Origin of the sequence: Stenotrophomonas sp. GD03680 (assembly GCF_029844625.1) — a bacterium.
Classification (GTDB): Bacteria; Pseudomonadota; Gammaproteobacteria; order Xanthomonadales; family Xanthomonadaceae; genus Stenotrophomonas; species Stenotrophomonas maltophilia_P.
Genome location: NZ_JAOCKC010000001.1, coordinates 131,307 through 144,581, shown reverse-complemented (window position 1 = coordinate 144,581; position 13,275 = coordinate 131,307). Strand labels below are relative to the sequence as shown.

Sequence of the window (13,275 nt, the reverse complement as noted above, 5' to 3'; positions counted from 1 at the left end):
AAAGCACCATGCCGCGATTCACGCCGACCCTGCTCGCCTTCACCCTCGCCCTCGCCGCCTGTACCACGGCCCGCAGCGCCGATGCGCTCCCGCGCTACGACCTGGTAATTCGCAACGGCGTGGTCTACGACGGCAGCGGCAGCCCGCCCCAGCGCGTGGACGTGGCAGTGCGGGATGGTCGCATCGTGGAGCTGTTGCACGCCGGCAAGGCGGCGCACGCCGGGAAGGAGATCGACGCCGGCGGCAAGGCAGTCGCCCCGGGCTTCATCAACGTGCTGAGCTGGGCGACGGAGTCGCTCATCGTTGATGGACGCGGTGTCAGTGATACCAAGCAGGGGGTGACGCTGGAGATCTTCGGCGAAGGCTGGTCGATGGGACCGGTCAACGAACGCATGAAGGCCGATGCCCTCAAGCAGCAGGCCGATATCCGATACGACATCCCCTGGACCACCCTCGGTGGCTACCTGGAACATCTGCAGCAGCGGGGCGTAACACCCAATGTCGCGTCGTTCATCGGCACTGCGACGGTCCGCATCCATGAGCTCGGCGAGGACGACGTCAAACCAACCCCCGAGCAGCTTTCCCGCATGCAGGACGTGGTTCGCCAGGCGATGCGCGAAGGAGCGCTGGGCGTAGGCAGTTCGTTGATCTACCCGCCAGGCGGGTTCGCCGAAACCGACGAACTGATCGCGCTGGCCAAGGCCGCTGCCGAATCCGGTGGCGGATACATCTCCCATATGCGCAGCGAAGCCGATCGCCTGCTCGAAGGCATCGATGAGGTCGTGGCCATCGCACGTGCAACCGGCCAGCATGCCGAGATCTACCACCTGAAGGCAGCCGGCGAGAAGAACTGGCCGAAGATGCAGCAGGCGATCGATCGCATCGAGGCGGCGCGCAAGGAAGGACTCAAGCTGAGTGCGGACATGTACGTCTACACCGCAGGCGGGACATGGCTTGCGGCGAGCATGCCACCGTGGCTGCAGGCCGGAGGCCACGACGCGATGATCCGGCGGCTCAAGGATCCCGCCACGCGCGCGCGGCTGATCGCCGAAATGCGCGATCCGAATGTGCCCTGGGAGAACCTGCGCATGCTCGCCGCATCGGATGAACGATTGGTTCCGATCGAATTCAAGAGCGAAGCACTGAAGCCCTTGGCCGGAAAGTCACTGGCAGCGATCGCGCGTGAACGCGGGACATCCGTTGAAGAAACAGCGATGGACCTGATCGTCGAGGACGACCACCGCATCGGCACCGCCTACTTCCTGATGAGCGAGGACAACATCGAGCTGGGGTTGAAGCAGCCGTGGGTGAGCCTGGGTTCGGATGCCGAGTCCGCCGCTCCGGAAGGTGTTTTCCTGAAATCCAGCACGCATCCGCGCGCCTACGGCAACGTGGCGCGTTTCCTCGGCCACTACGTCCGCGACCGCAAGCTGATGCCGCTGGAAGAGGGCATCCACCGACTTACCGGCCTGCCGGCCAGCAACTGGAAGCTGACTGATCGGGGTTGCCTGCGCGCGGGCTGTCATGCCGACATCGTGATCTTCGATCCCGGCACCATCACCGATCACGCGACCTACGAAGAACCCCAGCAGTACGCGACCGGCGTCAGCGATGTCTTCGTCAACGGCGTACAGGTGCTGCGCGAAGGCGAGCATACCGGCGCCACGCCGGGCCAGGTGGTCCGAGGGCCGGGCTGGACGCCAGCCACGCGCTGACCGCTTCACACATGATTTTTCTGAATGTATTGACAATTCTCTGATTAGGATCATTATCCCGGATCAGGACAGCTCGCGTGCGAAGGGCGACATGTCGACGCCAGACCATCACTGATTCAACCTTGCCCGGGAGAGCAGGCATGACCCAGTTCCAGTCCGCACGGCCGTGGTACCGCACCCACCTTTCCCTTTCGATCGCTGGCGCGCTGGCCTGTTGCAGTGCTTCGGCACTCGCACAGGACGGCACGAACGCGGCGAACGCAGGTGCCCAGCGCACCGATGCCCAGCAGCTCGATACCGTGGTGGTCACTGCCAACAAGCGCGAAGAGAATGTGCGTGAAGTGGGCGCCTCGATCAGCGTGATCGGTGAACGCCAGTTGGAAAACACCGGCGCGGTCTCGCTGTCAGACTATGCCGCCTATATTCCCGGCCTGCAGGTGCAGAACGACGGCACCCCTGGCCTGACCCGCGTGTCCCTGCGCGGCATCTCCGCGCTGTCGTCCGGCGCGACGGTGGCCACCTACATCGACGACGTGCCCGTCGGCTCCAGCGGCATCTACCAGGGCGCCAGTGCGCTGATGCTCGACCTGATGCCCTACGACATCAGCCGCGTCGAAGTACTGCGCGGTCCGCAGGGCACCCTGTACGGCGCAGGCGCCATTGGTGGCCTGCTGAAGTACGTGACCCGCGCGCCGGAAGTAGTGGGTGAAGAAACCCGTGTGGGTTTCGGCCTGCGCTCCGTGCAGGGCGGCGGCCAAGCCTGGAACGCGCGCCTGGGCGCCAGCCTGCCGCTGAAGGACGAGCGGCTCGGCCTGCGCATGAGCTTCGCCCGCAACGGTCTTGCCGGCTTCACCGACAACGTCATCGACGGCCGCAAGGACATCAACACCGGCGACCAGATCGGTGCCCGTACTGCGCTGGCCTGGGATGGTGATGCATTCGATCTCGGACTGTCGGTGCTGCACCAGCGTATCCGCAGTGATGATCGCGCCGGTGTGGCGCTCGATCCGGAAACACTGACGCCGCTGTTCGGCGAACAGAAGGACACCGTCTGGCAGCCGCGTCCCTTCTCCAAGGACCTGACGCTGGTGTCGCTGAGCATGGACTGGGACCTGGGCTGGGGCAATCTCGTATCGGCAACCGGCTGGTCGCAGACCAAGACCATGGACCAGATCGACGCGACGACACAGTTCGGTGAAGTGGCCGACCTGTTGCTGGGCCTGCCCGCGCCGGGAAGTTCCAGCCTGCGCTACGGTTACGACATGGACAAGATCACCCAGGAGTTCCGCCTGCTGTCCAAGGATGGTGGAACATTCGAATGGATGGTCGGTGGCTTCTACACCAAGGAAGACAGCAAGCAGGATCAGGTGGCCAGTCTCGCCGAGCGGAATGGCACGCCGCTGCCGCCGCCCTACGATGCGCAGTTCGGCACCCTGGCGGTCATTGGCCTGCCCAGCACCTACAAGGAATACGCGGTGTTCGCCAATGGCTCCTGGCGCATCAGCGATCGCTTCAAGCTGGACCTCGGCGTCCGCCAGGCGCGCAATGACCAGTGGTACAGCCAGCGGGTATCGGAAGGCATCCTCGCACCGATCGGTGTAACCACCGGAACCTCCAGCGAGAATGTGTTCACCTGGAGCGTGAGCCCGCAGTTCAAGCTCTCCGACGACATCATGCTGTATGCCCGCGTCGCCACCGGCTACCAGCCCGGCGGCCCCAACGTGGCGATGGTCGGCATTCCGCCGCAGGTGGATTCGTCGATGCTCGACAGCTATGAGGTCGGCATCAAATCGCAGTTCGCCGATCGCCGCGTCACGTTCGATCTTTCCGTCTTCCGCATCGACTGGGACGACATCCAGGTTTCCTCCTCGTTCAACGGCATCAGCGGCCTGGTCAATGGCGGCCAGGCCACCAGCGAAGGCGTTGAGCTTTCTTCGCAGTTCAGTGTCACCGATGCATTGACGCTCGGGCTCAACGGTGCCTACACCAACTCACGGCTGAAGAACGATTTTGACCCTACCGTGATTCCGCAGGATGGGTTTGATTTCATCCAGTGGACCGGCCTGGCCGACGATCGCATGCCGTATTCCCCGCGACTGTCCTGGACGGCGACCGCCGAATACGCGTTTTCCACCGCCAACGGCTACAACGGCCAGATCGGCGGCGCGTTCCGCTGGACCGGTGAACGCTTCAATGGCACCACCGAACGGCAGCGCTTCACTGCCCCCGGTGATCCAGATACCCAGGTGATGCCGGACGTCATCACCTCGCCGCTGAAGCTCGGCAGTAACCATTCCCTCGACCTGTATGCCGGCATCGGCCGTGGCAGCTGGGAACTGCGTGCCTACGTCAACAACGTGACCGGGGAGGACGGCTGGCTGACGCTGGCACGCGTCGCCGGTGCGCTGTCGCGGTTCAACTCGCACGTGGCCGCAGTCCCCGTACAACCGCGGACGTACGGCATGGAGCTGGACTTCCGGTTCTGAGCCTGGCCTGCATCGCTTCACTGCCGCCGTTCATCCTCCCACCCCCTTCGGGACCCGCGCATGCAGACCGCCGTTTCGAGCTTGCACGAAGCCGCAGCGCTTCCGCAGCCCTACCTGTTGTTCCTCGGCGACACCCGGGAGCCGAACTATGCGAAGACCGCCTACGGCCTTCGCGACTGGGCACGCGAGCGCTGCGTGGGTGAGTTCGCGTGCGAGGATGTCGGCGTCAGCGCCGGCCTGCCCTTCCTCGCCCCCGAGCATGCCCGCATGGCGGGCGCCCGGGCGATGGTGATCGGCGTCGCCAACCCCGGCGGACATATCCCCAACGCGTGGATTCCGTTGCTGTTGCAGGCACTGGAAGCTGGCCTGGACCTGATCGGCGGCATGCACATGCGGCTGTCGGACATCGATACCCTTCGCAACGCGGCACGCGCGCTCGGCCGTCGGCTGATCGACGTCCGTGAGCCACCACGCAACCTGCCCATCGCCAGCGGCATCCGTCGCACGGGCAAACGCCTGCTCACTGTCGGCACAGATTGCGCGCTCGGCAAGAAGTACACGGCGCTCACGCTGGCCCGCGCGTTCCAGGCCCGCGGGGTTGATGCGGATTTCCGCGCCAGTGGTCAGACGGGCATCCTGATCGCCGGCGCCGGCATTCCGATGGACGCGGTCATCGCGGATTTCGCCGCCGGCGCAGCTGAAATGCTGTCTCCCGATGCGGACCCCTGCCATTGGGACGTGATCGAAGGCCAGGGATCGCTCTCACATCCCGCCTACGCCGGCGTATCACTGGCCCTGCTGCATGGCAGCCAGCCGGACGTGGTGGTGGTCTGCCACGAGCATGGACGCGACCATGTGCTGGGCTATCCCCACTATGCGCTCCCCTCGCTGGAAGACACGGTCGAGCTGGCCCTGACCCTGGGATCGCGCACCAACCCGGACATCCGTTGCGCCGGCATCAGCCTCAATACCGCGAAACTGGAGGCGGACGCCGCGTACCGCGCCATCAATGCGCTTTCCGACCGCCTCGGCATGCCCGTGGCCGATCCCGTGCGGGGTGGGGAATCATTCGATGCCCTGGTAAGCGCCTGCCTGGCCAAGCAGGCAGAATGAGCCAATGACCAACGCCGCGACGCGATTCCAACGTTGGATACTTCCCGGTCTTGCCTTCAAGGCCGCGGTGATCGGCGGCGGATACGCGACGGGCCGCGAGCTGGCGGAATACTTCATTCCCAGCGGCCCCCAGGGCGGCATGCTGGCGATCCTGGTAGCGATGGCCTGCTGGAGCCTCGTCTGCGCACTGACCTTCGCGCTGGCGCATGCCACCCGCAGTTTCGACTACCGCAGCTTCTTTGAAATGCTGCTTGGACCGTTCGCTTTCCTGTTCGAGCTGGCGTACGGCATCTTCATGGTGCTCATCCTGGCGGTGTTCGGAGCAGCGGCAGGGGAAATCTTTTCGGCGTTGCTGGGTTGGCCGACACTGGCCGGCACGCTGCTGCTGATGGTGACCATCGGATTCTTCGTCACCTTCGGCAACGATACCGTGGAGGCCCTGTTCAAATGGGTCTCCGTACTGCTGTATGGCACCTATGCCGCCTTCCTGGTGCTGGTGCTGGCCCGCTTCGGCGATGCGGCGTTCACCACGCTGTCGGTGCCGCAACCGACCACCGGCTGGCTCCAGGGCGGCTTGACCTACGCGGGTTACAACATCGTCGGCGCGGTGATCATACTGCCGCTGGCCAGGCACTTCCTCAGCCGTCGTGATGCCGTGGTGGCCGGCGTGCTGTCCGGCCCGCTGGCGATGCTCCCGGGGCTGTTCTTCTTTCTGTGCATGCTGGCGTGGTATCCCCGGATCGGAACCGTCGCGCTGCCTTCGGACTTCATCCTGCGCCAGTTGAACCTGCCGGTATTCCATGTGCTGTTCCAGCTGATGATCTTCAGCGCTCTGCTGGAAAGCGGAACGGCCGTCGTGCATGCCTGCAACGAACGCATCGCCCGTACGTTCGCAGGAGGTGATGGTGCGGGACTGGGCAAACCCGCACGGTCGATGATCGCCGGCGTGCTGCTGGTCGGCTCCATTTTCATCGCTGATCGCGTGGGCCTCGTGGCGCTGATCGCGCAGGGCTACCGGGGACTGGCCTATATGTTCCTGTGCCTCTACATCCTGCCGCTGCTGACCGTTGGCAGCTGGCGCCTGTTGCAACGTGCTGCGCGCCGCACGGCGCCTACCGCCCATTCCTGATCGGAGATCGCGCATGACCCCCACGTCCAGAACATGGAAGACAATGATCTCCTGCGCGCTTTTCTGCGTGGCGGCACTGGCCAACGCACAGTCCTCGCTGCCGGCGGACTTTGATGCCCGTGTTCTGCAGGCGATGAAATCCCGCGAGGTACCGGGCATGGCGATCTCCATCGTCAAGGACGGGCAGATCGTGCAGGCCCGGGGATATGGCGTACGCCGCCTGGGAGGCAGCGAGCCGGTCGATGGCGATACGATCTTTCCCACCGGCTCGACCGGCAAGGCCGTTACCGCTGCCGCGCTGGCGATTCTGGTGGATGAGGGCAAGCTGGGATGGGACGACAAGGTGATCGACCACCTGCCGGACTTCCGCATGTACGACCCGTGGGTCACCCGCGAAATGACCGTGGCGGACCTGCTGCTGCACCGCAGTGGCCTGGGACTGGGCGCAGGCGACCTCCTGTTCATTCCGCGCACGTCCCGCACGCGCATGGAGATCGTGAGAGCACTGCGCCATCTCAAGCCCGCCACCAGTTTCCGCAGTGGGTATGCGTACGACAACATCCTGTACATCGTGGCCGGTGAACTGATAAGCCAGGTCAGCGGGCAGTCCTGGGAAACCTTCGTGGCCAACCGGATCTTCAAGCCGTTGGGCATGACAACGGCCGTCAGCGACGAGGCCAACCGGTTCGCCACTGCCAATCGGGTACAACCGCATGCACGCCTGGACGCACGGCTGCGCGGCCTGGGAAAACAGCAGATGCTGCCTGAGCGGGAAGGTCTGGGCCAGGTGGGCGCTCCCGCCGGCGGCCTGTCGTGGAGCGCAAAGGATTTTGCCCGCTGGATGCAGGTGCAGTTGGGTCAGGGCGCGCTGCCCGATGGTGGCACGCGCCTGTACAGCGAGGCCTCCGCACGCGCGATGTGGACACCGCAGGTGCCGACCCCCATCAGCCCCTATCCGGCTCCGATCAGCGACATCACCCCGCAGTTTTCCGGCTACAGCTACGGGTGGTACGTGCAGGACTATCGCGGTGTGAAGGTGATACAGCACGGCGGTGCGGTGTTCGGTGTGATCACGTTCGTCGTGCTGGTACCCGACCGGAAGCTCGGTATCGCCCTGCAGATGAACGCCGAGGACGTGGACGTGCTCCGTGGCCTCGGTTACGAGCTGATGGATCATTATCTCGGCTTTGAGCGGCGCGATTGGGTGGGCGCCTTTTCGAGCTGGTACCAGGATCGCCTCACCGGCGGATTGAAGGCACTCAAAGACATGGCGCCGACCGCACGCACCGCGTCGCGTCCATCGCTGCCGGCACGCGGCTACGTGGGTCGTTACGTGGATGCGTGGTATGGCGAAGCGACCGTCGCCGAACAGGGGGGAACGCTCCGCATGGATTTCACCCGCACCCCCAACATGGTGGGTACGCTGCGGCATTGGCAGTACGACACGTTCCGCGTCGACTGGGATGACACGGCGCTCGAACCCGCGTTCGTGACCTTTGCGTTGAACGCGGAAGGACACGTGGCGAACATCACGATGAAAGCGGCGTCACCGCTTGCGGACTTCAGTTACGACTACCAGGACCTCAGGTTCGAGCCGGTCGGGAAGTAGGTTCCCTGGCCGCTCGGGGGATGCCGCACCATATAGTCCAATGGCATCGCCTGGAAGGTCGATTCGGCTCGCGCGATCTGTGCGGCTCGTTCGATAAGAACCACCTGGACAGGGTTGGCGCCACCTCTGACTGATGCAGAGAGCACGCTTGGTGTCGGGCAACATGTGAGTCAGGAAGCTGTGAGCTTGCCGGACCAATTCGGACAGCCTTGGACTGCTCGTTGTCCACCAGCACACGAATAACTGGTGCATCTACCTGTTCTGGCGAGAATTGTCATGAACAAGATAGGAATTCGACTCACTTTTTGACTCACTTTTTGACTCACTTTTGAGTCAACGTGAGCCGGAAGCCATGGGATGGTTCCGGAAAGTTTAAGGGCAAAGCTGCCGATGAACTCCGGGGCGTTGTCCAGCCGCAGCAGACGCGGGGCCCGCGCAGTTCGACCAGTTCCTCCAGAACCTGAATCACCCGCGCCGACGGCGGGCTGGTGTCGATCTCGATCGCAGCGATTCGCGGTTGAAGTCGTCATTGACGTTGAACGTGCGCGAGAAGCAGACGGATGCCCCTCTGGCAGCGACCGCTCTGGGACCCCGAAAAGCCTGAGGGGGCCAAGACCGCATGTCGGCAGCTACTCCTTAATTTTGTTCCAAAAATCATGGATCTGTAACGTTATGCCCGCCATTCGGACTGAAGCGGGCATCGGATGAATGTCGGGCGTCTGTCCGTACTCTTCGATAAGTCGCGCATGGATGTCCCGCAATGACAACCTTGAAGGACCAATCTCCATTCGTGCCCGAACGAACTGCGGCCAGACTGCCATCGCCAAACCAGGAGCTTCGGTACTCACACCGTAGCCTTGCGTGCGAACCGACGACTTCGAGATAGCGAAAAGCAGGACGCCTTTCACGGCCTCGCGCCTCTTCTGTTTGAGCCGCAGCGATTGGTCAAGAGCCGAAACGCCGTTCTCCTCGATCCACGATTTGACCTTGGCAGACCAATCCGCCAACTCGGCTGCCAGGTTTACAGCTTTGCTGCGAAGCTGGCGCACGTCGTTGGTGGAGTAATCCTGCCACTTCAACTGGAAGAGCCCAACATCGCCAGTGGCCCGATCGTAGATGATCGCATCGATGTCCGTCAGAACCGTACCACCTCGACGCAATTTCAGATTGCCGGGGAAGCGGATGTAGCGCTGGCCGCCGAACATGTAGTAGAGATCTTGCCGCATCCACTCCTCGCGGTCAGCCGCGACAGCGTGCTCAGTACGTGGATCCAGCCAATGGTGTTGGATTCTGGCAGCGGTGAATGGGTTCCGGGTCAAACACGAGACCGGACGCAGGATGAAGCCGTTGCCCAGATCGAAGAGCAAGGGGATCAAGGGTGTCGAGTGATCTGCCAACTTTTTGGCCTGCCCCGATGTCATCGCCAACACGTTGAAGGCGGCACGGACCATCGACTCGGAACTGCCACTCATCAGTGAAATCGATTCTTCCAGCGAATCCCTTGGCCCCCAAATGGTCAGGCTCTGAGCTACTGACACTTCGGGAAACAGCTTTTTGGCAACCGACACGCAGCCGAAATGTTTGGCGTGAAGGCTAATGAGCGCGGCCCCAATACCCGCAACGTCTGCACCTGTGAGTAGGCCTAGTTTTGCGTAGGCGTGGATGCCTGACTCATCACGCCACGGCGTCGCCAGCGCAAGAGCTTCAGCCATATAGTGCTTGTCCACTTCAATGCGGGCGTCGTAGGCCACCATGATGCCTCGCCCCGTGTCCCATGGCCGCACGAGAGGCTTGATGAGTTCTTCGAGGTCAGCCCTCAACCAACGCTTCATCGGCACATCGGCTACCGCCAGGTAGTTCCCAGGCATCCAAGGGGAGCGGACGGCGTCACGCATTGTGGCCATCGTCCAACCCGAATTCGACGAAGATGCTCGATCCTCCGCTGCCTTGAGGCGGTCGACCTCCATGACGTCGGAAAGTTGCGATCTGGCGTCCACACTCATGCGGATTTGGAAATCACTACCATCCTTGACGATCTCCATGATGCCCCGTTCACCCATGTCGGCCAGCCGGCGCGCAAGCGACACCTTGCCGAACTCCTGCATGAGCCCAGCGGCAAAGCTGCGAGATTCTTGTGTGCTCTCCATCAATGGAAAGGCGCCCGGCTCATCAAGGGGCTCAAATAACTCAGCGACCGCCCTGTTCCACCCCCAATACATGAGGTCCAGGGACTGCTTGATCTCTTCGCTTCTCGAGCTCCCTGGATAGGCGTTAATGCCCCAGTAGTCCATTGTTCGGACTACCTCGATGAACAGGGTAAACCGGTCCATGCGGTTGCTCGGCAATAACTTAAGAATGGCTCCAAGATGGGCATCCGCTAAGACTCTAAGGGCTCTTATGCTGGAATCGACCACAGCTCAAGCTCGCTCAAGAATACGGGCTTCAGGTTAAGCCGAAACCCAACTTGAGTCGAACGGCGCCCTTCGAAGACAGCAGAGCTGATCATCCCCCACGCTTGATAAATCCACGGCGACGGGTGGGTGGCACACCGCAATCAGAGATGCGGAAAAGCGCGAAACGAAGAGTTAGCCGCTGTAACCGGAATACGCATCATCGCAGTTCCGCCCCTGCCAACGATCTCGATGGCCTGATCGAGCTTGAGCCATGCGAGGGCAGTTTCCAGCCGCGGTCCGCGCAGCCCGGCCAGCATGATCACGTCCGCAAGCAAGGCATCCCCACGCGTCCCGCGTACTTTCGCGAAGCACTCCAATAGCCACTGGGCGTCCTGAATCGGACGCGGCGGCTTGGGATCGGCGACGTCGGCAGGCGCGAAGAACTCCTGGGCAAGCGGATCGCGGCCAAAGACCTGGAGAACTGCCTCGAGGGCGTGGTTTCGATCTTTGAGGCTGCGTTGAAAGCGCTTGTGCGGCGCGCGCTGTCGGCAGGCCACGAGGACGTCGAAGGCCGGCTAAAGCGAATCGGGAACGCTTTCCAGAGCGTTCCCAGGACGCTCGAAACGCTGCGCGAGCTGTTTGGATTCGATCCGGGCGATGATGCCTTGTGGACGCGGCTCACGGGCCCGTTCGAGAAGCGCCATCCGGTTACCCATAATCTGGGCGTGATCGATCGCAAATACCTGGAGCGGGTCCAAGCCACCGAGCGGATCGGTCGCGAAGTCCGGGTGACCGTAACGGAACTGCATACCCTGCTGGAAGACGTGCAGGCGGCTATCGACCGAGTCCAAGTCGACGTCGTCGCGTCGTAGGGAAGTCGCATGCTCCAGCGCCGCAACACACGTCCCGGCACGAAATGAGACACCCGCTAGGGTTTGAGTGCCCATTACTGACCATCCTTGTATCGATCCCGCTGGACATGGCGCCCGGCCCAAGTGGCCGGGCGCCATCGATCTCCATACCGATACAAGCCCCTATACCCATCCCCGGGAAGCCATCGAGACCGTCTCGCTGGCAGTGACTACGAAGTGATCCAGCAGCCGCACATCTACCAGCCCCAACGCACTCTTCAGCCTCGCCGTTGCCGCCCGATCGGCAGCTGACGGCTCGGTACTGCCACTGGGGTGGTTGTGGGCCATCAGGACCGCCGCGGCGTTCAAGGCCAACGCCCGCTGGACCACGATGCGCGGATGGACCTCCGCCCCGTCCACCGAGCCGGAGAACAGACGCTCCACCGCGATGAACCGATGCTTGGTATTCAGGAACGCCACCTCGAAGTGCTCACGGGATTCGCTGCCCAGCCGCAGCCGGAAGAACCTCCCGCAGGTGGCGATGTCCCCGAGCGGCGGACCAGACTCAGAGAGCCTACGCGATAGGATGCCCAAGGCCCGGCTAATGGCCCGGTCCTCCCGGACCCGGGCAGCCTCCTCGGGGGAGGTCACCCGGGCCAACTCACGCACGCGTGGTGACCGGGCACCCATCAGGTCACCAGCTTCATCACTTCATCCCAGGCCCGCTGCTTGATCTGGACGCCCGGCCCGAACCAGGCCGCATCCCGGCGGTGGTCATCGCTGCGCGCGCGTCGATGGTGGTCGACGAACTCCGTCACGCTGTTGAGCAGGCCCCAGACCGTCCCCCGGCTGGAGACCATCAGCGCGCCCTTGCCGTCGCCCTCATACAGCGAGCGGACGGTGGCCATAGCCTGCTCGTTGACCACCGTGGCCTTGCGGTCCGGCCCGGTATAGGTCAGCACCCGGCGCAGCAGCCCTTCCACCGAGTCCGGATCCACTGGGCGTTCCACCAGCGCCTTCATCCGGGCCACGAAACCATCCCAAGATGAGACCGTGATGCCGAGCTGGCGCTTCACCACATCCGGGTCGAACTGGCTGCGGTGCGGCACCTTGATCGCTCCGGTGGCATTGCCCAGCGCGATCGACAGGGTGTTGTTGCAGACCACCCGGACCGAGGTGAACTGCGCCGTGGTCGCCAGCGTGCCATCGCAGGCGGTGGCCAGCAGCAGGTAGCCATCGACCTTGTCGCGACCCTTCAGCGTCGTGCTCTGCCCGGTACGGGCCAGCGCCCAGAACTTGCGTCCCTCGCGCAGCACGCCAGCGGCTTCCAGCTCGAAACCACTGCTGGCAGTCAGGTCCCGGTAGAACTCCAGAATCTGGCCGGGCTGCACGATCTGGAAGCGCTTGGACACCACCGACAGCGGTTTGCGGTTGTCGGACCGGTACAGCACTTTCTGCTCCGGAAAGACATGTATGACGCCAAGGTTGTGGTTGCCGGCGACACAGCGCACCTCCGCTTCCTCGATCTTCCAGTCCATGCCCGCCTGCCGCTTCCACACTTCGATGGGCTGTTGCGGCGCCAGCCGGTTGCCCAGGCCATGCCACGGCCTCTCGCCGGCATAAGCCATCATCTCGACCATATGCATCTTCGTCTCCTCGTTGTTGCCGGCACAAACGCACAAGGCCCGGTCAATGCCGGGCCTTGTGCGAGGTACCAAAGGTTTTGGGGAGATCAGTCAAACGGATCGACCATGCCACCGCATCTGCTGCAGGCCGCGCTCGCCCTGCATTTCATGACGCCGGCCAGCACGGCCTTAGCCACAACCATCACGCAATAGATCAGCTCGACCTTGCTCTTCATCGCCTTCATTGACTCCTCAAAGACGCGACCAGCGCTGCGTCATGCGCGAAGCCAGCACCACCCAGCTCCATGGTGGTGGTATGGGTTTGAAACTGCGTTCAATCGGAAATCCGGGACG

At 63.1% G+C, this 13,275-nt stretch carries 11 protein-coding genes; 6 read left to right on the top strand and 5 right to left on the bottom strand.

Going from position 1 to position 13,275, the window contains the following annotated elements; all coding sequences use genetic code 11:
• Positions 1-8 precede the first annotated feature (8 nt).
• The 5 genes from N5J29_RS00640 (at position 9) to N5J29_RS00620 (ending at position 8,052) form a co-directional block, all read left to right on the top strand.
• Positions 9-1,715, top strand: coding sequence for a D-aminoacylase (locus N5J29_RS00640; protein WP_164151294.1), 1,707 nt, complete (start codon positions 9-11; stop codon positions 1,713-1,715).
• Between the two features lie 140 nt (positions 1,716-1,855).
• Positions 1,856-4,201: a TonB-dependent receptor gene (locus N5J29_RS00635; RefSeq protein WP_164151295.1), complete on the top strand. Its 2,346-nt coding sequence runs from the start codon at positions 1,856-1,858 to the stop codon at positions 4,199-4,201.
• A gap of 60 nt (positions 4,202-4,261) precedes the next feature.
• Positions 4,262-5,314, top strand: coding sequence for a DUF1611 domain-containing protein (locus N5J29_RS00630; protein WP_197624509.1), 1,053 nt, complete (start codon positions 4,262-4,264; stop codon positions 5,312-5,314).
• Positions 5,315-5,318: 4 nt separating this feature from the next.
• Entirely contained in the window at positions 5,319-6,443 is a 1,125-nt protein-coding gene (locus N5J29_RS00625; RefSeq protein WP_164151299.1) for a hypothetical protein, read from the top strand.
• Positions 6,444-6,486: 43 nt separating this feature from the next.
• Positions 6,487-8,052: a serine hydrolase gene (locus N5J29_RS00620; RefSeq protein ID WP_197624506.1), complete on the top strand. Its 1,566-nt coding sequence runs from the start codon at positions 6,487-6,489 to the stop codon at positions 8,050-8,052.
• Between the two features lie 629 nt (positions 8,053-8,681).
• Here N5J29_RS00620 and N5J29_RS00615 read toward each other — a convergent pair.
• Together N5J29_RS00615 and N5J29_RS00610 are read right to left on the bottom strand one after the other, a co-directional pair.
• Positions 8,682-10,382: a hypothetical protein gene (locus N5J29_RS00615; RefSeq protein WP_164151300.1), complete on the bottom strand. Its 1,701-nt coding sequence runs from the start codon at positions 10,380-10,382 to the stop codon at positions 8,682-8,684.
• A 224-nt stretch (positions 10,383-10,606) separates the two neighbouring features.
• The gene (locus tag N5J29_RS00610) at positions 10,607-11,002 is read right to left on the bottom strand and encodes a hypothetical protein (protein WP_164151302.1); all 396 of its coding nucleotides are present in this window, start codon (positions 11,000-11,002) and stop codon (positions 10,607-10,609) included.
• Here N5J29_RS00610 and N5J29_RS00605 point away from each other — a divergent pair.
• A complete protein-coding gene (locus tag N5J29_RS00605) occupies positions 10,976-11,317 on the top strand; it encodes a hypothetical protein (protein ID WP_164151304.1) in 342 nt (113 codons plus the stop codon). The genes N5J29_RS00610 and N5J29_RS00605 overlap by 27 nt on opposite strands.
• A 162-nt stretch (positions 11,318-11,479) precedes the next feature.
• On the opposite strand, the gene N5J29_RS00600 is transcribed toward N5J29_RS00605, so the two are convergent.
• The 3 genes from N5J29_RS00600 to N5J29_RS00590 all read right to left on the bottom strand — a co-directional run bounded on the left by N5J29_RS00600 (position 11,480) and on the right by N5J29_RS00590 (position 13,157).
• Complete coding sequence (locus N5J29_RS00600; protein ID WP_164151306.1) at positions 11,480-11,986, bottom strand: JAB domain-containing protein; 507 nt, start codon at positions 11,984-11,986, stop codon at positions 11,480-11,482.
• The gene (locus N5J29_RS00595; RefSeq protein WP_164151308.1) at positions 11,986-12,942 is read right to left on the bottom strand and encodes a DUF932 domain-containing protein; all 957 of its coding nucleotides are present in this window, start codon (positions 12,940-12,942) and stop codon (positions 11,986-11,988) included. Before N5J29_RS00595 ends, N5J29_RS00600 begins: the two co-directional genes overlap by 1 nt.
• Positions 12,943-13,028: 86 nt before the next feature.
• Positions 13,029-13,157 (bottom strand): hypothetical protein, encoded by a 129-nt coding sequence (locus N5J29_RS00590; protein WP_275576337.1) that lies wholly within the window; start codon positions 13,155-13,157, stop codon positions 13,029-13,031.
• Positions 13,158-13,275: the final 118 nt, after the last annotated feature.

Bases quoted from the DNA above. Each gene is read 5' to 3' on its own strand.
- N5J29_RS00640 (WP_164151294.1), top strand. From the start codon at position 9: ATGCCGCGATTCACGCCGACCCTGCTCGCCTTCACCCTCGCCCTCGCC.
- N5J29_RS00635 (WP_164151295.1), top strand. From the start codon at position 1,856: ATGACCCAGTTCCAGTCCGCACGGCCGTGGTACCGCACCCACCTTTCC.
- N5J29_RS00630 (WP_197624509.1), top strand. From the start codon at position 4,262: ATGCAGACCGCCGTTTCGAGCTTGCACGAAGCCGCAGCGCTTCCGCAG.
- N5J29_RS00625 (WP_164151299.1), top strand. From the start codon at position 5,319: ATGACCAACGCCGCGACGCGATTCCAACGTTGGATACTTCCCGGTCTT.
- N5J29_RS00620 (WP_197624506.1), top strand. From the start codon at position 6,487: ATGATCTCCTGCGCGCTTTTCTGCGTGGCGGCACTGGCCAACGCACAG.
- N5J29_RS00615 (WP_164151300.1), bottom strand. From the start codon at position 10,382: ATGGACCGGTTTACCCTGTTCATCGAGGTAGTCCGAACAATGGACTAC.
- N5J29_RS00600 (WP_164151306.1), bottom strand. From the start codon at position 11,986: ATGGGTGCCCGGTCACCACGCGTGCGTGAGTTGGCCCGGGTGACCTCC.
- N5J29_RS00595 (WP_164151308.1), bottom strand. From the start codon at position 12,942: ATGCATATGGTCGAGATGATGGCTTATGCCGGCGAGAGGCCGTGGCAT.
- N5J29_RS00590 (WP_275576337.1), bottom strand. From the start codon at position 13,157: ATGAAGAGCAAGGTCGAGCTGATCTATTGCGTGATGGTTGTGGCTAAG.